Origin of the sequence: Aliiroseovarius sp. YM-037, from assembly GCF_048060095.1 — a bacterium.
Taxonomy (GTDB): Bacteria; Pseudomonadota; Alphaproteobacteria; order Rhodobacterales; family Rhodobacteraceae; genus JBLUOA01.
In genome coordinates, this window is sequence record NZ_JBLUOA010000005.1 from 14,351 (window position 1) to 36,533 (window position 22,183).

Below are 22,183 nucleotides of genomic sequence, written 5' to 3' on the forward strand. Positions count from 1 at the left end.
GCCATATTCGCCTGCTAAACGGCGCTGAAGTAAATTTGAGACGACGAGGACGGAGCAGTTAATGGAGATTGAGCGCACAGAGCTTCCGGGCGTCCTGATCCTGACTCCGCGCCGTTTTTCGGATGATCGCGGCTATTTCTCCGAGGTCTGGAACAAGGAAACGCTGCTGAAGGAAGGCATCGACCTTAACTTTGTGCAGGACAATCATTCCTACAGCGTTGACGTCGGAACCGTGCGCGGTTTGCACTTCCAAACACCGCCGCACGCGCAGGACAAGCTGGTGCGCTGTGGTTCGGGCGTGATCTATGACATCGCGGTCGATATCCGCCAAGGCTCCCCCGCTTTCGGCAAATGGATCGGCGTAGAGCTATCGGCAGAGAACGGCAAGCAGCTGTTGATCCCGCAAGGGTTTCTGCATGGCTTTGTGACCCGGACGCCGGATGCGGAGCTGCTATATAAATGTTCCGATATTTACGCACCTGATTGCGACCGGGCGGTCAATTTCGCCGACCCGGAACTTGACATTGACTGGGGTATTTCGCCGGATAAAGCGACGCTATCGCAGAAAGACGCAAACGCGCCGATGCTGGCCGAGCTGGAAAACCCGTTTTATTACGAGGGCTGACGCATGAAAATTCTTGTTACAGGCGGTGCCGGGTTCATCGGGTCCGCCGTTGTGCGCCAGGCCATCGCGGACGGTCATTCTGTCGTCAACCTTGATGCGATGACCTATGCCGCCTGCGCGGAAAACGTCGCAAGTGTCTCTAGTTCAGCCCAATACGCGTTTGAACACGTTGATATTCGCAATGCCGCAGATGTCGCCCGCGTATTTGGCGCACACCAGCCTGACGCGGTCATGCACCTTGCCGCCGAAAGCCACGTTGACCGGTCGATCGATGGGCCTTCGCATTTCATCGAAACCAACGTGACCGGCACGTTCAACATGCTGGAAGCCGCGCGGGCCTATTGGACAGCAACTGGCAAGCCCGAAGGTTTCCGGTTCCACCACATTTCGACGGATGAGGTTTACGGCACGCTCGGCGCAACTGGGCAGTTCACCGAAGACACACCATATGCGCCAAACAGTCCCTATTCCGCCTCAAAAGCGGCCTCCGATCACCTTGTCCGCGCTTGGGGAGAGACTTATGGCCTGCCCGTCGTTGTCACGAACTGTTCGAACAATTACGGCCCCTATCACTTCCCCGAAAAGCTGATCCCGGTCGTCATCCTGAACGCCTTGGCCCGGAAGCCGATCCAAGTCTACGGCACTGGCGAAAACGTCCGCGACTGGTTGTATGTGGAAGATCACGCAGTTGCCCTGCTGACCGTTCTTCAGAACGGCAAAACCGGGCGCACTTACAATATCGGTGGAGAGAACGAGGCGACGAATATCGACCTCGTCCGTAAGATCTGCGCGATCCTTGATCGCAAGCGTCCAGCAGGTGCGCCCTACGCAGACCTCATCACCTTTGTCGCTGACCGCCCGGGCCACGATCTTCGCTATGCTATCGACGCGACGCGGATCAAGACAGAACTCGGCTGGAAACCCTCGGTTACGCTGGAACAGGGTCTGGAAAAGACCGTCGACTGGTTCCTCAACAACCAAGATTGGTGGGAAGCGCTGCAATCCCGTGATGGGGTCGGAAAACGGCTGGGTGTCAACGCATGAAGCTGCTGGTTTTCGGGAAGTCGGGGCAGGTCGCGACGGAGTTGCGCCGGCAGGCTGATGTCGTAGCGCTATCGCGCGCCGACGCGGATTTGACGGACCCCGACGCCTGCGCCGCGATCATCGCGGCGACGGAGGCTGACGCGATCATCAATGCCGCCGCCTATACCGGGGTCGATGCGGCTGAGGCGGACGAAGCGGCTGCCCACACCGTTAACGCCGAAGCACCCGGCGCGATGGCCGAAGCGGCGGCGAAGCGCGATCTGCCGTTCCTGCATATCTCAACCGATTATGTCTTCGATGGCGGCGGAACAGAGCCTTGGCCCGTCGATGCCCCCACCGCGCCCCTTGGCGCTTACGGACGCACAAAACGCGCCGGGGAGGAGGCCGTGCGGAACGCAGGCGGTCGCCACGCGATCCTGCGCACGTCTTGGGTTTTTTCGGCGCATGGCAACAACTTCGTCAAGACCATGCTGCGCCTTGGCAAGGAACGGGATGCGCTGACCATCGTCGCGGATCAAATCGGCGGCCCAACTGCCGCCGCTGACATCGCGCACGCGCTGCTGCAGATGGCCGAAGCGTTCCACAGCGGACACGACAAGACCGGAACCTACCATTTCGCCGGAGCGCCCGACGCAAGCTGGGCCAATTTCGCCCGCGAGATTTTCGCGCAAGCAGGGATGAGCACCGCCGTGACGGACATTCCGACGACGCAGTTTCCAACCCCGGCGGAGCGTCCGAAGAACTCCCGGCTGGACTGCACGACAACCGAAATCGCATTTGGCCTGAAACGGCCCGACTGGCGCCAAAGCCTTGGCACGGTCCTGAAGGAATTGGGAGAGGTCGCATGACTCAACGCAAAGGCATCATCTTGGCTGGCGGGTCTGGAACAAGGCTCTATCCCATCACGATTGGCGTCTCGAAACAGCTTATGCCGATCTACGACAAGCCAATGATCTACTACCCGCTGAGCGTGCTGATGCTGGCCGGTATCCGCGAGATCGCGGTCATCACGACGCCGGAGGATCAGTCGCAATTCCAGCGGATGCTTGGCGATGGCAGCCAATGGGGGCTCACCCTGACCTTCATCGAACAGCCCTCACCTGACGGGCTGGCGCAGGCTTACTTGCTAGCCGAAGATTTCCTTGCAAGCGCACCGTCAGCGCTGGTGCTTGGCGACAACATATTCTTCGGTCACGGGCTGCCCGAAATGCTGACGGCGGCGGATCAGAAAACCACCGGCGCGACCGTCTTCGGATACCACGTGTCCGACCCGCAGCGGTATGGCGTGGTTGCGATGGACGCGGACGGCAACGTCACCGACATCGTGGAAAAGCCCGAGGTTCCACCGTCGAGCTTTGCAGTCACCGGCCTTTACTTCCTTGACGGAGAAGCGTCGAGCCGCGCCAAACAAGTCACGCCCTCAGCACGGGGAGAGTTGGAAATCACCTCCCTGCTGGAGATGTATCTGGAACGCGGTGAGCTATCCGTCGAACGGATGGGTCGAGGATACGCCTGGCTCGACACCGGGACGCATGGCAGCCTTCTGGATGCAGGCAATTTTGTGCGGACGCTGCAAAAGCGGCAAGGGATGCAGACCGGCTGTCCCGAGGAGATTGCGTTCGAAAAAGGGTGGATCACGGCAGAAGCGCTTGAAGAGCACGCCCGGCGGTTTGAGAAGAACGAATACGGCAAATATCTTCGCCAGGTCATCGATCAGACGCACTGAGCGGCGGAGTATCCCGCCGCCCAGTCATTCGCGCTACAGGTATTGACCACCCGTTGCGACCGTTCCCGCACTATCGCCGGGCAGGAAACCAGCCCCGGCGGCGCCTGTATCAACGACACCGTTGCGCGTCACTGCGTAGCGTGGCCCGGTCGCCGAGCCGGAAAACGCAATGCCGGACAGGTCAGCCAAAGCAAGGCCATCGACCGCGCCAAATTCAGCGGAAAAATCAGGCGTGCCCGACAAGGCGACCGTTCCCGCCGACGCAATCAACTGACCACCCGCCTCGCAGAAGAAATGTCGCGCAGCACCGCCAAGAATCGTGACGTCGCCGTCAATCTCCAACCGACCGCCATCAATGCGCAGGTGGTTGCCGACGGTTGCACCAAATTCTACGTCGGAAATCGAAACGCTCGCGCCACGTCCGACGCTGACCGCCGCGCCCGTGCCGCTTGCGGCCAAGCTGACGCCCTGAAGCGTCGCGTCGCCCGATTGGATCGACAGCGCATCCGCCGCTGCGCTGCTAAGCACGACAGCGCCGGGCGTTGAAGTATTTCCAAGAATGTGCAGCCGCTTCAGTCCAACGAACGCTGCGCCAAGTTCGACCGTTTGCGAAAGCGCATAGGTGCCATCGGCCAGCGAAATCGTGACCTCATGACCTGCGGCGTCCAGCGACTCGACCGCCGCGATAGCCCGCCCAATCGACGCGAACGCGCCCGTGCCGGAGAAGAGGCCGTCGTTGCCATCATCCCCCGCAACAGGGTCGATATAATAGGTTCGCGACGCGCCCAATCGCTCCCGAACGCCGCCGGATGGGAACGACACGACGCCGCTGGTTGAATCGATCTTGATCGCAGTCGCCCAGCCGGACCCATCCGCGCTGACCTTGATCGCGAAATCATCGGTGCCAACAGTCCCGAACTCCGCACGGCCGGACCAATTCGTCTGGAACAAAACGCTTGCGCTATCACCCGTTGCGTTCTTGTTCACCTTCAACTGATGACCTGCGCCTTCGTGGTTCAGCAGTGTGGCAGGCGCGGCGATGGCTAGCCGGTTTGTCAGGTCGGCCGTTGCGTTCACGCCGATGGCCGTCATGTTCTGAAGCTCTGACGGTAGCACCGGAACCGCCCAGTTAGACCCTTGAAACGTCACTGTTTCACCTTCATCGGCAACGTAAGCCGCCCAACCGACCAGCGGGGCGAAAAAGTCCCAGATGCCGTCAAGGAACGCGGCGATCTGGCCCTCGCGCCCGGCCCATTCTGCCGTCGCACCCGACCCGATGATGTAGCGGTCGCCATCCACTGCCGCGGCTGGCGGGTCCGAGATACTGCGCGATTTGACCGACAGCTGCACGATCACGTCCAACGCCCTTAACGCTTCGTTATGGGTGACGTGTTTTTGTGCTTGCGAAGGCTGAATGTAGGGAAGCGACAGAATGGATGAGTTGTCTGGCATGTGGGACCTCTAATTTGTGGATTTCAGCCGGAAATATTGCGAGGAATCCTCTCTCATCCATATATGCGGCGTGCGGCAGATTATGGCTCTGTTCATCGGTGAGGCCTGATTTGCCGTCGCCGAAACGGGGGTAAAGTATGCTCTCGACCACTGCCCCTCAAACGGTATCGCGCCCGTTCAAAACCAGCCGAACAATCATCGCACTGATCCTGCGCGAAATGGCGACGACATATGGCAGATCGGCGCTCGGCTATCTTTGGGCAATAGCAGAGCCTGTTGGCGGCATCGCGCTCCTCACCGTCATATTCGCGGTCGCCTTCCACGCGCCGCCAATCGGCGACAGCTTCCCGCTGTTTTACGCATCCGGCATCCTGCCCTTCATGATGTATTTCGACACCTCAAAGAAAACCGAAACCGCGATCCGGTTTTCCAAACCGCTGCTTTACTATCCGGGCGTCACCTATATCGACGCGATCCTCGCCCGCATGATCCTAGGCACGCTGACCCAGATCCTCGTCGTCACGATCGTGTTGGTCAGCATCATCGTTATCTGGAATCTCAACCTGATTCTTCACGTGCCGACCATCGGACTGGTGCTGGCAATGGCGGCGGCCCTCGCGCTGGGGGTCGGGACGCTGAACTGCTATCTAATCTCGGTTTTTCCGTTCTGGGAACGTATCTGGGCGATTCTCAATCGGCCGATGTTCATCGTCTCTGCCATCGTATTTCTGTTCGACTCCGTGCCGGAGCCTTACCGAAGCTGGCTATGGTTCAACCCGCTGATCCACGTCACGGGTCTGATGCGCGAAGGCGTCTTTGCTACCTACGACGCGCATTACGCGTCGCCCGCCTATGTATTCGGGATTAGCGGGGTATGCCTCGCCGCTGGGCTGCTACTGCTTGGTCGGTATCACCGGGATATCATCAACAACTGACGCCGCGATCGCCGCAGATCAATGAATACTTAACCACGAACGCGCTAGGGGTCGTATGTTGGTCAGCTTTGAAGGAGCCCTTACGTGACGGTCTATTCGCTATTGCGGCGCGATAATATTTCCCGGTTCCGTTCCGCCGTTCAGCAAGATGGATGGCGCACTGCAGCACGCAAGGCCGGGCATCACCTGAAGCGAATCGCGCGCGGCCACGGCCAATCCGCTGTTCCCGACACGACCACTCAGCGAACCAGCGCCAGTCACCTTAGCCCGCTTTGGCGCGACATCGCGGCCAATGATGCGTTTCACATCAGTCGTGCGCCTGCCGTTCTGACCAAAGCACGGCGCATCGTCATGATCGGCGACATGAACCTGCCCCAGTGCCGAAAATACCGGGTAGAGCAGCTGGGCGACTTGTGGGCGCAGAAGGATATCGACTACCAATACGCGCATTATCAGGACCTTCCCCGTGCCTGTCGGCTGATGCAGGACGCGACGCATCTAATGCTCTACCGAATGCAAAGCGACCCGCTTCTGACGATGTATTTGTATGAGGCGCGGCGCCTGCGCCTGCCGATTCTCTACGACATCGACGACCCACTGTTTTCGATCTCGGCTTACGAGACCTATGAAAACATGAAGGCGCTGCCCGACGCGATGAAAGCGCATTTCGTGAACGAAGCGCCGCGATACCTCGATGCCCTGAACAGCGCCGACATCGTGACCGTATCGACGCCGGGGTTGAGGGATCACGCACAGCTTTATTCCGCGCGGTCAATTTACACCCGCCGCAATTTCGCGGATCAGGAAACACTCGCCGCGGCCGAAACCGCGCTGTCCGCTATCGGCCATCAGAACGCACCCTTCCGTGTCGCCTTCGCCAGCGGATCAAGGGGGCATGAGGTTGACTTTGCCCTTGTTCAGAAAGACGTCGCCCGGTTCCTCTCTGACGATCCGACCCGACGCCTGATGATCCTCGGCCATTTCGACGATACCCTGCTGCCGGAAGGGTTGAAGCCCCAAATCGAACGGCATGACTTCACGACCTACGGCGATTATCTGGCCGCGCTCGCCCGCGCCGACTGCGCCATCATGCCGTTGACGGACGACACGTTTAACCGTTGTAAAAGCGCTGTCCGCGTTCTGGACGCCTCATCGGTCGCGGTGCCGAGTATCGTAGCCCCGGTCGGCGACATGGCGAATGTCGTGCGGGATGGCGATACAGGAATGGTGCTGCACGCCGACCAGGGCTGGTATGACGCGCTAAGCTCGTTGGCAAAAGACCGAACGGCCGCGTCCGCGATGGGCGCATCCGCGCGCGCTGACCTCATCGAAAATTGGTCCGCTGCGCCGACGCCACAGATCGTGGAACCTGAGATTATCCGGTGGGTATCCGAATGACCCTCGCCCAGCATATCGTCGTCGTGAATGTTTTCTTTGCCCCGCACTCCTACGGCGGGGCGACGATTGTGGCTGAACAGGTGGCGAATGAACTGAACCGCCGACACGGCATCACGATCACTGCGATATCTGCCATCAGCCGCGCCGACCTCGCGCCCTATCAGGTTGTGAAGGTCGAACGAAACGGCATCGTGAACTACCTGATCAATCTGCCGACGGGGCGCAGATATGTTGAAATCTACGACAACCCGATCGTCGCGGATACCGTGCAGAATCTCCTCGAATTTCTTTCCCCAAACCTCGTTCATGTCCATTGCGCGCAGGATCTTGGCGCGAACATCATCGGTGCAGCACGGCAGATGGGATTCCCCGTCGTGCTAAGCGTCCACGATTTCTGGTGGCTCTGTGAACGGCAATTCATGATCCGTCCCAACGGCAAATATTGCGGGCAAGATCCGGTCGACCTCCGCTCCTGCCGTGGCTGCGTTGACAATATGCGGCAGGCGACCACGCGCGCGGCCTTTCTGCGCACGCAGGCGGCCCAAGCCAACCTAATCACCTATCCCAGCGCGTTTGCGATGGACCTTGCGAACCGGTCTGGATTTCCCGCTGAACGCTCAGTCACTTGGACAAATGGCGTGCGGCTGCCGAGGCCGGATTTCTTCGCCGCACAAGCCGCGCGCCGCGCCGCCGATCCCCGACCGGTCTTCGGCTTCCTCGGCGGTCCATCGCAAATCAAGGGCTGGCCACTAATCCGAAGCGCATTTCGGCATCTGAATCGGAGCAATTTCGCGGGCCTTCTGGTCGATGGCAGCCTCGATCAAAGCTGGTGGCAGGACCGCGATATCGGGGGGATGCGGGGTGACTGGCAATTCCACCCTCGGTTCCCGCAGGCAGAGATTGACGCCTTCTACGCCAAAATCGACATCCTTCTATTCATGTCGCAATGGAAAGAGACGTTTGGCCTTACCATCAGAGAAGCGCTCGCCCGGGGAATCAAGGTTATCCAGACCGATAGCGGCGGCACGACGGAGTATCCCGGTGCGGATCGGTCGCAAATGATCCCGATTGGCGTCGGCCCGGATGCGTTGGTCGCAAAACTCAATGACACACTGGATGCGAGTGACACGCATCCAACGCCGATCGACGTCACCAGCTACGCGGAGCAGGCCGACGCATTTCTTGGTCTGGTCGAACCGATACTCCGAACCAGGGCCGCGTGACCGGAGGTTACTTGTAGCTCCCCGGTCGCAGAAACTCTGCGAATGCACCAATCGCATCGTCCGCCGGACGTGGCAGAGTCATGAAGTCAGCGAGGTGATGCACAAAGACATTTGGCTTTGTAATCGCCTTTTCGTAGGAAATCAGCGCGGTCGGCAGCTTCCACCGTTCCACCAGGAACCAGTTGCGCTGCTGCTGAATCAGCACCTCGTGAACTGATCGTTGCTGGTTGCGATTGTGCCACCGCATATGCGCCTTCATCGTCGCGATGATGTCGCGGAACACCACGATCAGGTGGGGGTTTCTGACATGCGGCAGAAGCTCATCCAGATAGTTCACCGCATCGGGGCATTTCCAACCCCAGACATCATGCGCTCCATCCCGCTGCCGGGCGCTTTCAGCCATCTGCTTGACGCCACGACCGAGGAAATCGGCGTCTTCGTAGTTATTCGTCAAACCGCTGCCCATGAACACGCCAAGACGCTGCATTGTGCCCGCGACCGCGCTGGTTCCACCACGGGGCACGCCGAGGCAGATAAAGGTGCGCTGATCGGGAATATTCTGCGCATCGTTCATGTGCATCGTCACGACAGCGCTGCTTCGATTCATTTCATTCATAGTGTTTCCGCACGCATAGAAAGGCCGTTCCCGGCCGGTTCGCCCATGCTAAAACCAAGAAGGTTTCAGCCGTCTTAAAACAGGAAGTCTTCCGAGCCGAGCGCGCCCAAAAACACGTTCGACAGCGTGATCGTATTCCCCAACAGATCGTCGATCACGACATCGTCGCCCACCTGCCGGATATGGTTTTCCATCAAATCGGTGTGGTCGGTAATCGCGGCGACGGCGGACAGGTCGATCCGTTCAAGATCATTATTCGCGTCGAAATCGGTGATCGTATCTTGCCCAAAACCATCTACGAAAATGAATGTGTCGTTGTGCCAATCGCCGGTCATCGTGTCGTTTCCGTTGCCGCCGCGAAGCTCATCATGGCCGGCACCGCCGAACATCACGTCGTCCCCGTTTCCCCCCACCAGCAAATCTTCGTTGCGTGCGCCGAACAGGCGGTCATGCCCGCTCCCTCCATGAAGCAGATCGTTGCCGTCACCGCCAAACAGCCGGTCATGGCCCCCGTCACCGCGCAGCAGGTCCATGTCGGGGCCGCCATAAAGCCAATCGTTATGCCAGCCGCCATGCAGCGCATCCATGCCAAACCCGCCCCGCATCGTGTCATGCCCCGGCCCGCCATCCATCATGTCGTGGCCAGCATCGCCGATCATCAGGTCTTCGTTCCGGCCACCATAGATGCGGTCATGGCCGTTTTGGCCAAACAAACGGTCGTTGCCATCGCCGCCGAACAGTCGGTCATGACCGATGCCGCCCCAGACAAAATCGAGCCCATCGCCGCCATAAAGCCAATCGTTGTGCAGCCCACCGTGGAGTCTGTCGTTGCCCCCTCCGCCCCTCAGCGCATCGCTTTCGTTGCCGCCAAACAGCTCATCCCGCCCGTCGTAGCCGTGAATTTCGGCACCGCCGTCGCCGCCTTTCAGCATGTTGTCGTCCGCCGTGCCGTAGAAGTAACCCCGATAGGACGCCGCAACCTGCGAGGGCGGAACGCGGTCGATATTCACGACGTCATTGTCGTAGAAATCCGCTTCGGTCAGGGGCGCGCCGGAAAGGGTTGTGATGTGCAGCGCCTCTCCACCAATGCTGATCGTGACGCCGGTATCGGTTGGCTGAAAATCAAGCGCGTGAACGGAATAGAGTCCGCCGAACGACGACAGGTCGATCCGATCCTTTCCGATTTCAAAGTCCTCGATGTAGTCATCGGTGCCATCCGCTTTGAACACAAAGACATCAGCCCCCACGCCGCCGAAAAACGTATCGATCTCGGCGCCATCAATCAAAATGTCGTCGCCCGCCCCGGCAGAGATTTCTACGCCTTCACCGATCGCGGTCAGCACGTCGGCCCCCGACGTTCCGTTCAGAATCCCCCCGCTGGCCATCGCAACGATGCCGAGCGGGCCGAGATTCAGTTTGAATTGCGAAAGCCCCCCTTCGGCACCGGATGTTACAAAAACGTGGATGTCGGGGCCGATCTTGGCCACCGCAATGTCGGATACGTTGGATAGGGTCGTATCCGTTTGATCCGCAATCGATTCAACATGCAGCAACCGTCCATCGGGCAGCAAGGTCAGCAGGCTGATGCCATCATCACTGCCACTCGTCAGAACGAAAACGCGACCGTCGACCTCAAACACCTTGAGAGCCGTTACGTCGTCAAAATGGGTGATCAAAGAGTCTCTAACTTGCGAAATAGTCTCGAATGTTCCATCGGGTCGCACTTCGATCACCGATAAAATACCGTCCGCCGACGACGCCCTGATGACGAGCTCTTTCCCCCCATAGGACACCGGTTGAAGGGTCTGGGTCGACAGGTAAGATGCGCCGCCGGGTTTTTCGATCAATGCCGCCAACCGCAGCGCCCCATCCGGGCCAATTTCATAGCTGGCAAGGCCGCCATCAACCTCGGACGCAGCAATCAGGTAGATCTTGTCGCCCGCGGCAACCGTGGCCATCGCGCAGACTTGCCGAAGCGGATCGCCCGTATCCGCAACCCGGTTCAACAGGCGCAGGTCGCCCGATGGTGACACCTCATGAATACTGATCCCGGCGCCGTTCGTTTCGGCCAGATATACGTATTCACGACCGCCGAGATCGACCCGAATGCCTTGCAACAAATCGCCCCGGAACCCGCTACCGCTCGCGTAAAATGAAATGCCCGCCCCGACGCTATCCGCCAATCGCGCAAGGTCGGAATGCCTGATGGCGTGATCCTGATTGCCGATCGCCACCGGCTCAAACTCAGCGCTTCCGGTGCTGAAATACTGCTCGGCCCCGCGCTGGGTGGCCGTGCCGCCGCCCAGATCAAAGGTCAGCGAGAACCCGTGAACGTAGTTCGTCACGACCAGTTCCGGCCCCGAAGAACCATCCGCAACATCCAAACGCACGACAGTCGACGCGTCGTCAAGCGACCCACCCACGACGGTCTGCACGTGAGAAAACACGCCCATACCAATACCCAATTTCACTACCCGAAATCAGGATGACGAAAAGGGCTTACCGGATGCTTGACGGAATGTGACCCGGATTTGACGGATAGATCGAATTCGACCTATCTGCCGAGCCGATTAAAGGTCGAACGTCGCAAAGACGGGTGCATGATCCGATGGTTTTTCCCAGCCACGGACATGGCGCAGAACGCGGCTTGAATGGCCGGAGTTCGCGATATCCGGCGTCGCCCAGACGTGATCCAGCCGCCGCCCCTTATCCGCCGCATCCCAATCGCGGGCACGATAGGACCACCAGCTATAAAGCTGCCCCTCGGGGATGTCTTTGCGGGTGATGTCCTGCCAACCGCCCGCGTCCTGAGTCGCTGCCAGATGTTCAACTTCAATCGGGGTGTGGCTGACCACTTTCAGTAGCTGCTTGTGGGACCAAACATCATCCTCTCGCGGGGCGATGTTCAGGTCACCGACCAGAATCGATTTCTCGGGTCGATTCGCGTGAAATTCGTCCCGCATATCGGTGAGGTAGTCGAGCTTTTGGCCGAATTTCTCGTTCACCTCGCGATCCGGCACATCGCCGCCCGCAGGGACGTAATAATTGTGGATCGTCACCCCGTTGTCCAACTGTCCCGCAATGTGGCGGGCATGGCCAAGCTGTGCGAAATCGTGGCTGACGACTTCCTTGATTGGCAGGCGGGACAGGATCGCGACGCCGTTGTACCCTTTTTGCCCGCGGGCAATCATGTGGGTGTAGCCAAGCCCCGCGAACCCTTCGAGTGGGATCTTTTCAACCGGGGACTTGCATTCCTGAAGGCACAGAATATCCGGCGCTTCTTCCTCCATCAGCTTCAGAACGATCGGCTCGCGCAATCGAACGGAGTTGATGTTCCAGGTCGCAAGTGTGAAGGCCATGATGCGTCGCTCCGGTAAGGTTCGCCCGACTATAGGGGCGGGTTTGGGGGCCGACCACCCCGCGGACGGATCATCCTGACAAAAAAAAAGACCCGGGCATTTGCCCGGGTCAGTCCAACAGGGAGGTTGCGTCATAACCCTGACGCGGGGGTCTCTATGAAACTAATCTATAACCACCAGATTCGGTCACAAGAAGGCGAGCATTTGTCGGATCTGGTTCTATTTTTTGACGAAGCCGGTAGATATGTGTTTCTAACGTATGGGTCGTTACTCCAGCGTTATAGCCCCAAACCTCGTGCAATAACACGTCTCTAGCCACGACTCCGTCAGTCGAACGGTAGAGGAATTTGAGGATATTCGTCTCTTTTTCGGTCAGGCGAATCTTGCGGTCTTCTTCGTCGACCAGCATCTTCATCGCAGGTTTGAACGTGTAGGGGCCAAGCTGGAAAACCGCATCTTCGGACTGTTCATGCTGACGCAATTGTGCGCGAACACGGGCCAGAAGGACGGGGAATTTAAACGGTTTGCTAACGTAATCGTTCGCCCCGGCATCAAGGCCTAGAATCGTGTCAGCGTCGCTGTCATGGCCCGTCAGCATCAAAACCGGGCATTTCACGCCCTGTTTGCGCATCAAACGACACAGTTCACGGCCATCGGTATCGGGCAGGCCAACATCGAGAATGACAAGGTCGTAAAGCGCTTGCTTGACCTTCTCCATCGCTTCGGTGCCATTGCTGGCCTCGAATACATCGAAATCTTCGGTGGTCACCAACTGCTCCGACAGCGCCTCGCGCAGGTCGTCGTCATCATCGACCAATAGGATTTTCTTCAACGTCGCCATCGGCTGTGCTCCTCCGTTCCTATCTTACAGAAATGTTGATGCACTGGCGCTTCGACAAGATATGCTGCACAAACTTCACGCGGTCGTGTCTATGCTGCGGAAAATGTTTCATTTTCGGGCGTGGCGAACTAAGACCCAGCCTGAACTTGTAACAAAGGACACCAGTGAATGAGCCTTCTGCCCACCCTTCCTGAACGGCTGGCCCGCGTGCGTGCGGACCTTCGGATGGGGGCAGCGGTGGTGTTGACGGGCCAACACGGCGCTGTTCTGGCGCTTGGCGCTGAAACCGCAACCGCCGAACGTCTGGACGACCTGCGCGCGCTTGGGGCCGGTGTGGTGCTGGTGCTGACCGAGCGGCGGGCGACGACGCTGAAGGCGCGGGCCTATGATGGCGACATCGCCCGTGTTCGTGTGCCGGACGACGCTGATCCCGCATGGGTGCGTGCCCTTGCCGACCCGGCGGACGACCTGATCCACCCGATGAAAGGCCCGCTGCTGACTGAACGCGATGGCGACGCAAGCCTGCATCGCGCCGCCGTGCAGCTTGCCAAGGACGCGCATATCCTTCCGGCGATCCTCGTTACGCCGCTGGACGACGCCCTCGCCTTCGCGGCGAAACATGAGCTTGCGACGCTCGACATCGACAGTGCCGCGTCCCTTTTAGCGGAGTCGGTTCCGATGCAGCCCGTCGTTCAGGCCCGCCTGCCGATGGCGCTGGCCGAGGCCGGGCGGCTGCATATCTATCGCCCCGACGATGGCGGCGAAGAACACTACGCAATCGAAATCGGCAAACCGGACAGGGCGAAACCCGTGCTCGCCCGCCTACATTCGGCGTGCTTCACGGGCGATGTGCTCGGGTCGCTGAAATGCGACTGCGGCGCCCAACTGCGCGGGGCGCTTATGCAGATGGGTGAGGCTGGGGAGGGCATCTTGCTCTACCTCAATCAAGAAGGTCGCGGCATCGGCCTTGCCAACAAGATGCGCGCCTACAGCCTTCAGGATCAGGGGTTTGACACGGTCGAGGCCAACCACCGCCTTGGGTTTGAGGATGATGAAAGGGATTTTCGCATCGGAGCAGAGATCCTGAAACACCTCGGCTTCAGCGCGGTCCGCCTGCTGACCAATAACCCGGCGAAGGTCGCGAAGATGGAAGAAACCGGGATCGCTGTCGTTGAACGTGTGCCGTTGGCCGTTGGGCGCACGGCGCAGAACGAAGGCTACCTCAACACCAAAGCGCGGAAGTCGGGGCATCTGCTGTGACGTTCAACGACCTCGTCCTGACACCGCAGGGCGTGCGGTTCATGGGGCGGTTGATTCCGTGTTCCATCGGGCGGGGCGGTATTACCGATGACAAACGCGAAGGTGACGGCGCGACACCTACGGGCTGCCATCGGATCGTCGGCGGGGCCTACCGCAGAGACAGAATGCAGCATCCGTGGGCTAGTGCGCGGGGGCCATTCAGGATGCGGCCCATCGGCCTGACTGATATCTGGTCGGACGATGTCAACGATCCCAGCTACAACCACGGCTTCGCCGCCCCTGACCACCCGTTCAGCCATGAAAAAATGCGGCGCGCGGATGGGCTTTACGACCTTGTGCTAATGACGGACTGGAACTGGCCGGACGCGACGCCCGGCAAAGGGTCCGCCATTTTCCTGCATGTCTGGCGGGCACCGCATTACCCGACGGCGGGTTGCGTCGCGTTTGCAAAGCCTGACCTGTTGTGGATCACGCAGCGGATCGGCCCGGACACCCGGTTGATCGTTCGCTAGGACGCGTTATTCCGGATAGCGTCGCCGCGCTGCGGCCTGACCCAAAACCTGATTCCCGCGTCGGGCGGTCGCGCGCCATTCGTAGGTGTGAACGCCATTTGGGGGACAAGGGCTTTTGTAATTGAACGTTCCCGACGGGATCGCGCCATCCTGTCCGACCCGCAACCGCCCACCACCGTGGTTGTAGCCCGGAACATCCAGATCCTTCAGCCGGAACTCAATCGTATCGGTGCCCGGAGGAACGTCTGACAGAATGAACCTAGGATTACCGACGACATTCGGTCGCCCGGTCGTGCATCGCGGAATATCGCCCCATTCAAATGAAATGGAGAAATCTGCCGCCGCCGCACTTGCCGACAGGCACACGGCCAACGTCGCCATTGAAAATGCGCGCATCACCCCAATACTCCCAAAAAAATCAATCCGGGGGAGCATACCGCAAACACGCAAACGTCCAAAGGCGTTCAACCGTAGTCGCGTTCCCCGAATATCGCGGAGCCGACCCGAACATGGGTTGCCCCCAGCGCGACCGCGCGTTCATAATCACCGCTCATCCCCATCGACAAGCCGTCAAGGCCGTTACGCTCCGCGATCTTGGCGAGCAGCGCAAAATGAAGGCTCGGTTCCTCATCTACCGGGGGAATACACATCAGGCCGACAATCGGCAGGCCCAGATCGCGGCATTCTGCAATGAACTTGTCGGCGTCGGCGGGCATGACACCAGCTTTCTGCGGCTCTTCCCCGGTGTTGACCTGAATGAACAGATCGGGGCAATGGCCAAGCTCTCCCGACAGCCGCGCGAGCGTCTTTGCAAGCTTCGGGCGGTCGAGCGAATGGATCGCGTCGAACAACTCCATCGCTTGCTTTGTCTTGTTGGTTTGCAGCGGCCCGAGCAGGTGAAGCTCCACCCCGTCGAAATCATCCCGAAAACCCGGCCATTTCCCGGCGGCTTCCTGAACCTTGTTTTCGCCAAACAGGCGGTGGCCTTCCTCAAGCACCGCACGGACGCGGTCGTCCGGCTGACGCTTGGACACGGCAATCAGACGGGTCGTGCCGGGGAATCGACCGGCCCGGTCTTCCTCAGCCTTGATGCGGGATTTGATTTCGGAAAGCGACATATCTGGCCTCTGGTCTGTTTGCCTCAGACAAACACCATAGGGCCGCAAAAGAAAAGGGCAGGCGCGATGCCTGCCCTTCCCTTATCAGTAATGTCTTCTAACTTAGAAGGACATCGCGATACCGAGAGACCAAGTCTCGCGGGATGTGCCAGCCAGAGCAACAGCTGCTGCGGTGTCGTCGTCTACAGTCGCGGTCGAAGTCGCGGCGTAGTCGCCTTTACCGTAGCCGAACTGAACAACAGCACCGCCGCCCAGATCGTAGTTAGCTGCAAGACCCCAACCGTCGGTGGAACCACCGCCGACCAGATCATATTCGCCGTAGTTGGCGGATACTGTCAGAGCGTTCATGGAGTAGCCAATGCCAAGACCCAGATGCTTGTCGTTGTCGCCAGCCGCTTGGCCGTCGAGGTCCGAGTAGTTCAGGATCGCTTGGAAGCCATTGTTGAACTCTGCGTTCAGGGACATACCCCAGATATCACGCGTGCCGTCGGTTTGGTAACCAAGGCCAACGCTCAGATCGCCAGCTGCGGAGATGCCGTCGAAGCTGTAACGTGCACCGAGACCCCAAACTGTGTCGCCACCGGCGGCAGTGTCTTGAAGCTCAGCAGACAGAGCTACGCCGAAATCACCGAAGGTGTTGTCGTAACGCAGGATCTGACCGTCGTAGGTGCCGTCAAGACCAGCGTTGCCGCTGAAACCAGCGTGGGTCGTGTGATCGTCGTTGATCGCAGAACCGATACCAACTTCAGTCAGTGCCCAGTCGAACGCACCGTCGGTGTCGCCCATCGTTACCGTACCGAAATCACCGGAGATGAAAACAGCGTGGTTACCGGAGTCACGACCGATGTCACCAGCGGTCGGCTGGTCGTCCAGCTCGTCCAGGTCGATGGTCGCGCCGAAAGTCAGGCCGTTGTCGGTGGTGCCGGACAGTGTGAAGCGAACGTCCAGATCGTGGTGGAAGCGAGTTTCGCCGTCACCGATCAGGCCACCAGCGGTGGCGCCGTCGCCATTTACCAGGGCGCTGTAGTCGGAGTTATAAACGCCGATTTCTGCAGAACCCGTCAGCGTAACGTCTGCAGCTGCGAAGCCAGATGTGGCTACCAGAGCAGTCGTTGCAAAGAGAACTTTTTTCATTTCGTTTTCCCTCGTTATATCAAAAGGTGCTCCTCAACTCAGGGGAATCCGAATTGAGTATGCGTTTCTCTCGCTCTTTTCGGGGGTCATTTGCAAGCACTGGAACCAGCTTCAAACCAAAGTCGCTACAGATGGTGCAGCTTTGCCACAGTCTTTTTCACGGGATCAAAGCGTAAACCTCACGCTTTATCTGAAAGGCCCGAAAAACCTTGCCCGTCGTGGGGGGGTTGGGTAGTAGGGTCTTATACGCAGGATTGAGGCTTTTATATGCGACTTCAACAGTTTTTCGCTTATTTGACAGCAGGCACATGCCTTTTGGCCGTCGCATCCTGTGGGAATATTGGAAGCGGCAGCATCGGCTCTGGCGGGTCCGGCGGATCGGGCAACATTTTTCGCGGCAATGAAGAAGAAGCGAGAGAGGCGCGCATTCGTGCGGGCGTAGAGCAGCCGAACCGCTCCACCATCTGGGATCTTTTTGAGAATCGGGACGATCCCAACACCACGCTTGAGGTCAATAAATACATCTGGAACGCCTCGCTTGACGTGCTGAACTTTCTGCCGATTCAGGCGGCTGACCCGTTTTCGGGGGTTTTGGTTACCGGATATGGCACCCCTCCGGGTGGCGGGCGGGCCTATCGCGCGACGATTTACATCACCGATCCGGCGCTTGATGCGCGGTCGCTGAACGTCGCGTTGCAGACTCGTGGCGGCGGCACCGTTGATGCTGATACGGTTCGCGCGGTCGAAGACGCCATCCTGACGCGTGCGCGTCAGCTGCGTATCCGCGACGGCAACCTCTAGACCTCGCCCGCAGCACTTATTATGACCACGCCGGGCCCCGTGTCCGGCGTTTTCAGTTGAAGGACCAAAACCGATGTCCCGCTATACCGCAGCCGATCTTGAACCGAAGTGGCAGAAAGCCTGGGAAGACGCAGGCGTTTTCACCGCCAAGCGGGATGAATCGAAACCCAAGTATTACGTGCTTGAGATGTTCCCCTACCCGTCGGGCCGCATCCATATGGGGCATGTGCGCAACTATACGATGGGCGACGTGATTGCCCGCTACAAGATCGCCAGCGGCTTTTCCGTGCTGCATCCGATGGGCTGGGACGCGTTCGGGATGCCTGCCGAAAACGCTGCGATGGCGATTGGTGGTCATCCGAAAACATGGACCTACGACAATATCGCCCAGATGCGCGACCAGATGAAACCGCTGGGTCTGTCGATTGACTGGGCTCGGGAATTTGCAACCTGCGACCCGGAATATTACGGCCAGCAGCAGGCGATGTTCATCGACTTTCTCGAAAAAGGACTCGTTTACCGCAAGAACGCGGTGGTGAACTGGGACCCGGTCGATATGACCGTGCTGGCCAACGAACAGGTGATCGACGGCAAGGGCTGGCGCTCTGGCGCAACCGTTGAACGGCGCGAGCTGACGCAGTGGTTCTTCAAGATCAGTGATTATTCCGAAGAACTGCTTGATGCGCTCGACGGCCTCGAAAACTGGCCGGAAAAGGTCCGCACGATGCAGGCCAACTGGATCGGCAAGTCGCGCGGGCTGCAATTCGCGTTTTCGATGATCGACGGGCCGGAAGGCCATGACCGGGTCGAAGTTTACACGACACGCCCCGATACGCTGCTTGGCGCGAGCTTTATCGGCATCTCGCCCGACCACCCGCTCGCCCGCGTGTTGGAGCGTGACAACAAAGACATCGCCGCCTTCAACGCCGAATGCCGCCGCATGGGGACGAGCGAGGAAGATCTGGAAAAGGCCGAGAAACGCGGGTTCGACACCGGGCTGCGCGTGCGCCATCCCTTTGACACGGCATGGGAATTGCCGGTCTATATCGCGAATTTCATCCTGATGGATTACGGCACCGGCGCGATTTTCGGCTGTCCGGCACATGATCAGCGCGATCTGGATTTTGCCCGGAAATACGATCTGCCCGTGGTGTCCACCTACGCGCCCGCCAAGGATGAAGGGCTGGATCTGCCCGAAGACGGCGGCGACGCCTATGTCCCGCCAAAGACCGAACCTGTGATCTACGTCCGCGGCTTCGCCGGCGAGACCGAGCAGACCGGCAACGAAGGCATCGAAGCCGCCATCGCGTTTTGCGAAGAAAACGGCGTCGGCCAAGGCGTTACGAAATACCGCCTGCGCGATTGGGGGCTGAGCCGCCAGCGTTACTGGGGCTGCCCGATTCCGGTGGTGCATTGCGACGACTGCGGAGTCGTGCCCGAGAAAAAAGAGAACCTTCCGGTCGAACTGCCCGATGATGTCAGCTTTGATCAACCCGGCAACCCGCTGGACCGCCACCCGACATGGCGCGACGTGCCGTGCCCGTCTTGCGGCAAACCGGCGAAGCGTGAAACCGACACGATGGACACGTTCGTGGATTCATCATGGTATTTCGCCCGGTTCACCTCGCCCCGCGCCGATACGCCCACGGTTGCCGAGGACGCCGCCTACTGGATGAATGTCGATCAGTATATCGGTGGGATCGAACACGCGATTCTGCACCTGCTTTATTCGCGCTTCTTTGCGCGGGCGATGAATATCTGCGGACATCTGCCGAAATCGGCGATTGAGCCGTTCGATGCGCTGTTCACGCAAGGCATGGTCACGCACGAGATTTACGTGACCCGCGACGAAAAGGATCGGCCGGTCTATCATCTGCCCGAAGATATCGAATGGCACGAAAGCGGCGCGCGGCTTGGGGCAACGGGCGATCCGGTGTCGGTCATCCCGTCCGCCAAGATGTCGAAATCGAAAAAGAACGTCGTCGACCCGGTCAACATCATCAAGGCGTTCGGCGCGGACACGGCGCGGTGGTTCGTGATGTCCGACAGCCCGCCTGAACGCGATGTCGAATGGACCTCAGCCGGGGCGGATGCGGCGTTCAAGCACCTGTCGCGGGTCTGGATGCTATGCGACCGGATCGCCGAGATGCCAGAGGGCGAAGGCACAGGCGACGATGATCTGATTCGCGCGACACACCGGGCCATTGCCGATGTTACGCAAAGCATTGAGGGGTTCGCCTTCAACAAGGCCATCGCCAAGCTTTACGAATTCGCTAATACGCTGTCGAAATCGAAGGCCGGAAAGGCGGCGCAGCGTCAGGCCGTGATGACTCTTGCGCAGTTGATGTCCCCCATGACTCCGCACTTGGCCGAAGATATCTGGGCATATCAGGGCGGCGCAGGGCTGGTCGCAACCGCCCCGTGGCCCAAGGCCGACCCGGCGCTTTTGGTCGAAGACACGGTCACTCTGCCGATCCAGATCAATGGCAAGCGGCGGTCGGAAATCCGCGTGCCTAAGGACATGCCAAAGGAACAGGTTGAAAAGCTGGTTCTGGCGGACGAAGCTGTGATGCGGGCGCTGGATGGCAGCACCCCGAAAAAGCTGATTGTCGTGCCGGGGCGCATCGTAAATGTGGTTGTCTGACCGAAGAACATTCCTACTATCGCTCGCCGCCCTTGCTGGGTGCGGGTTTGAACCGGTCTATGGGCCGGGCGGTGACGCCGCCGGGCTGCGCAGCCAGATCGAGGTCGACGCGCCGACGGATGAGGACGGATTCAACTTCGTGCGTCGCCTGGAACACCGCCTTGGCCAGCCGCAGGCACCGCGCTATCAGCTTGGCTATACGCTGCGGACGGACGAAGACGACCTCGGCATCACGCCGGATCAACAAATCACCCGTTACAACGTGCTGGGTCAGGTCGATTTCACGGTGACTGATGTCACGACCGATTCTGTCGTTACCTCAGGCACGATTGAGAATTTCACCAGCTACGCCGCGACCGGCACCACCGTCAGCACCCGCGCAGCGCAGCGCGATGCAAATCAAAGGCTGATGGTGATCCTTGCCGATCAGGTCGTATCCCGGTTGCTGGCGACGTCAGGGGCTTGGGCAAGATGAAGCTCGCCGGGCGTGAGTTTGCGGGATATTTCGCGAAACCCGATCCAAGCAGCGCCGGCCTTTTGATCTACGGCGCGGACGCGATGCGCGTGGCGCTGCGACGGCAAGAGGTTATTGCCGCGCTGATCGGCCCGAATGGCGACGACGAAATGCGCCTGACTCGCATCGCCGCCGCTGACTTGCGCAAGGAACCCGCGCGCGTGCTGGATGCGATCAAGGCGCAAGGCTTCTTTCCCGGTCCGCGCGTTGTGTTTGTCGAAGACGCGACAGACGGCCTTGCACCCATCATCAACGACGCGCTGGCTGAATGGCAGGACGGCGACGCACAGGTGATCGTGACAGCAAAGCAACTGACCGCGCGGTCTGCCCTGCGTAAATTGTTTGAGGGGCATCCGAAAGCTTATGCCGTCGGCATCTATGACGACCCGCCGTCGCGGGCCGAGATTGAATCGACCCTGACGAAATCCGGCGTGAAAAACATCGGCGGCGATTCCCTTTCTGCCCTCGAAGCGCTTGCCCGCACAATCGACCCCGGCGATTTCAGGCAGACAGTCGAGAAACTTGCGCTCTATAAGATGGGCGACGACACACCCGTCACGCCCGAGGACATTATCGCCGTCGCCCCAACCTCGACCGAAGCCGCGCTTGACGACGTGATAAATGTGGTCGCCGAGGCTCGCACGGCCGAAATCGGCCCACTGATTACCAAGCTTGAGGCGCAAGGCGTCGCGGCCGTCGGCCTTTGCATCGGCGCGACGCGGCATTTCCGCCAGCTTCACGCCGCTGCCTCGGACCCCGGCGGTATTCCTTCAGGGATTCAGCGACAACGCATCTTTGGACTGCGCCGCGACCGGATGCAGCGGCAGGCAAAAGACTGGGGGATGCGGCGGCTTGAAACCGCGCTGTCCATGCTGACAGACACGGACCTACAACTCAGATCGACCAGCCGCGCCCCGGCAATGGCAGTCATTGAACGCACGCTGGTGCGGCTGTCGATGCTTGCACAACGACGATAGGACG

Annotated in this window: 21 protein-coding genes; 13 read left to right on the forward strand and 8 right to left on the reverse strand. The window is 59.6% G+C overall.

Annotated features, from left to right (window positions below; translation table 11 throughout):
* The first annotated feature begins 61 nt into the window (after positions 1-61).
* Genes rfbC through rfbA form a run of 4 tightly spaced genes read left to right on the forward strand, consistent with a single transcriptional unit; the run spans position 62 to position 3,395 of the window.
* Positions 62-625: a dTDP-4-dehydrorhamnose 3,5-epimerase gene (gene rfbC, locus ACEWPJ_RS15640; protein ID WP_416514054.1), complete on the forward strand. Its 564-nt coding sequence runs from the start codon at positions 62-64 to the stop codon at positions 623-625.
* A gap of 3 nt (positions 626-628) precedes the next feature.
* Positions 629-1,669 (forward strand): dTDP-glucose 4,6-dehydratase, encoded by a 1,041-nt coding sequence (rfbB, locus tag ACEWPJ_RS15645; RefSeq protein WP_416514055.1) that lies wholly within the window; start codon positions 629-631, stop codon positions 1,667-1,669.
* The gene (gene rfbD, locus ACEWPJ_RS15650) at positions 1,666-2,517 is read left to right on the forward strand and encodes a dTDP-4-dehydrorhamnose reductase (RefSeq protein ID WP_416514056.1); all 852 of its coding nucleotides are present in this window, start codon (positions 1,666-1,668) and stop codon (positions 2,515-2,517) included. The genes rfbB and rfbD overlap by 4 nt, the downstream gene beginning before the upstream one ends.
* A complete protein-coding gene (rfbA, locus tag ACEWPJ_RS15655) occupies positions 2,514-3,395 on the forward strand; it encodes a glucose-1-phosphate thymidylyltransferase RfbA (RefSeq protein ID WP_416514057.1) in 882 nt (293 codons plus the stop codon). Before rfbD ends, rfbA begins: the two co-directional genes overlap by 4 nt.
* Before the next feature lie 33 nt (positions 3,396-3,428).
* Here rfbA and ACEWPJ_RS15660 read toward each other — a convergent pair whose 3' ends face one another.
* Positions 3,429-4,847, reverse strand: coding sequence for a DUF2793 domain-containing protein (locus ACEWPJ_RS15660; RefSeq protein WP_416514058.1), 1,419 nt, complete (start codon positions 4,845-4,847; stop codon positions 3,429-3,431).
* 137 nt (positions 4,848-4,984) lie between these two features.
* On the opposite strand from ACEWPJ_RS15660, the gene ACEWPJ_RS15665 reads away from it, so the two are divergent.
* The 3 genes from ACEWPJ_RS15665 to ACEWPJ_RS15675 all read left to right on the forward strand — a co-directional run bounded on the left by ACEWPJ_RS15665 (position 4,985) and on the right by ACEWPJ_RS15675 (position 8,403).
* Positions 4,985-5,782, forward strand: coding sequence for an ABC transporter permease (locus ACEWPJ_RS15665; protein WP_416514059.1), 798 nt, complete (start codon positions 4,985-4,987; stop codon positions 5,780-5,782).
* A gap of 84 nt (positions 5,783-5,866) precedes the next feature.
* Positions 5,867-7,180, forward strand: a complete 1,314-nt coding sequence (locus ACEWPJ_RS15670; RefSeq protein ID WP_416514060.1) for a glycosyltransferase — start codon at positions 5,867-5,869, stop codon at positions 7,178-7,180.
* Positions 7,177-8,403 (forward strand): glycosyltransferase, encoded by a 1,227-nt coding sequence (locus ACEWPJ_RS15675; RefSeq protein ID WP_416514061.1) that lies wholly within the window; start codon positions 7,177-7,179, stop codon positions 8,401-8,403. The genes ACEWPJ_RS15670 and ACEWPJ_RS15675 overlap by 4 nt, the downstream gene beginning before the upstream one ends.
* Before the next feature lie 7 nt (positions 8,404-8,410).
* On the opposite strand, the gene ACEWPJ_RS15680 is transcribed toward ACEWPJ_RS15675, so the two are convergent.
* From ACEWPJ_RS15680 to ACEWPJ_RS15695, 4 genes are all read right to left on the reverse strand, one after another.
* A complete protein-coding gene (locus ACEWPJ_RS15680; protein ID WP_416514062.1) occupies positions 8,411-9,019 on the reverse strand; it encodes a hypothetical protein in 609 nt (202 codons plus the stop codon).
* 74 nt (positions 9,020-9,093) lie between these two features.
* A complete protein-coding gene (locus ACEWPJ_RS15685; protein WP_416514063.1) occupies positions 9,094-11,490 on the reverse strand; it encodes a M10 family metallopeptidase C-terminal domain-containing protein in 2,397 nt (798 codons plus the stop codon).
* Positions 11,491-11,589: 99 nt separating this feature from the next.
* Positions 11,590-12,378 carry an exodeoxyribonuclease III gene (locus ACEWPJ_RS15690; protein WP_416514064.1) on the reverse strand — a complete coding sequence of 263 codons (789 nt, stop codon included), beginning with the start codon at positions 12,376-12,378 and terminating at the stop codon, positions 11,590-11,592.
* Positions 12,379-12,532: 154 nt separating this feature from the next.
* Entirely contained in the window at positions 12,533-13,219 is a 687-nt protein-coding gene (locus ACEWPJ_RS15695) for a response regulator transcription factor (RefSeq protein ID WP_416514065.1), read from the reverse strand.
* A 168-nt stretch (positions 13,220-13,387) separates the two neighbouring features.
* Here ACEWPJ_RS15695 and ribA point away from each other — a divergent pair, with 168 nt between their 5' ends.
* Both ribA and ACEWPJ_RS15705 read left to right on the forward strand, forming a co-directional pair.
* Complete coding sequence (gene ribA / locus ACEWPJ_RS15700; RefSeq protein ID WP_416514066.1) at positions 13,388-14,479, forward strand: GTP cyclohydrolase II; 1,092 nt, start codon at positions 13,388-13,390, stop codon at positions 14,477-14,479.
* Positions 14,476-14,991 carry a L,D-transpeptidase family protein gene (locus ACEWPJ_RS15705; RefSeq protein WP_416514067.1) on the forward strand — a complete coding sequence of 172 codons (516 nt, stop codon included), beginning with the start codon at positions 14,476-14,478 and terminating at the stop codon, positions 14,989-14,991. The genes ribA and ACEWPJ_RS15705 overlap by 4 nt, the downstream gene beginning before the upstream one ends.
* A 6-nt stretch (positions 14,992-14,997) precedes the next feature.
* Here ACEWPJ_RS15705 and ACEWPJ_RS15710 read toward each other — a convergent pair whose 3' ends face one another.
* The 3 genes from ACEWPJ_RS15710 to ACEWPJ_RS15720 all read right to left on the reverse strand — a co-directional run bounded on the left by ACEWPJ_RS15710 (position 14,998) and on the right by ACEWPJ_RS15720 (position 17,243).
* On the reverse strand, positions 14,998-15,387 hold the full coding sequence (locus ACEWPJ_RS15710; protein ID WP_416514068.1) for a hypothetical protein: 390 nt from the start codon (positions 15,385-15,387) through the stop codon (positions 14,998-15,000).
* 68 nt (positions 15,388-15,455) lie between these two features.
* Positions 15,456-16,109, reverse strand: coding sequence for a YggS family pyridoxal phosphate-dependent enzyme (locus ACEWPJ_RS15715; RefSeq protein WP_416514069.1), 654 nt, complete (start codon positions 16,107-16,109; stop codon positions 15,456-15,458).
* 102 nt (positions 16,110-16,211) lie between these two features.
* Positions 16,212-17,243 (reverse strand): porin, encoded by a 1,032-nt coding sequence (locus ACEWPJ_RS15720; RefSeq protein WP_416514070.1) that lies wholly within the window; start codon positions 17,241-17,243, stop codon positions 16,212-16,214.
* 267 nt (positions 17,244-17,510) lie between these two features.
* Here ACEWPJ_RS15720 and ACEWPJ_RS15725 point away from each other — a divergent pair, with 267 nt between their 5' ends.
* The 4 genes from ACEWPJ_RS15725 (at position 17,511) to holA (ending at position 22,179) form a co-directional block, all read left to right on the forward strand.
* Complete coding sequence (locus ACEWPJ_RS15725) at positions 17,511-18,044, forward strand: DUF3576 domain-containing protein (protein WP_416514071.1); 534 nt, start codon at positions 17,511-17,513, stop codon at positions 18,042-18,044.
* Between the two features lie 73 nt (positions 18,045-18,117).
* Positions 18,118-20,688: a leucine--tRNA ligase gene (gene leuS / locus ACEWPJ_RS15730; RefSeq protein WP_416514072.1), complete on the forward strand. Its 2,571-nt coding sequence runs from the start codon at positions 18,118-18,120 to the stop codon at positions 20,686-20,688.
* Positions 20,675-21,163 (forward strand): LPS assembly lipoprotein LptE, encoded by a 489-nt coding sequence (lptE, locus tag ACEWPJ_RS15735; RefSeq protein WP_416514073.1) that lies wholly within the window; start codon positions 20,675-20,677, stop codon positions 21,161-21,163. The genes leuS and lptE overlap by 14 nt, the downstream gene beginning before the upstream one ends.
* Positions 21,160-22,179, forward strand: a complete 1,020-nt coding sequence (gene holA, locus ACEWPJ_RS15740; protein ID WP_416514074.1) for a DNA polymerase III subunit delta — start codon at positions 21,160-21,162, stop codon at positions 22,177-22,179. The genes lptE and holA overlap by 4 nt, the downstream gene beginning before the upstream one ends.
* The last annotated feature ends 4 nt before the right edge of the window (positions 22,180-22,183 follow it).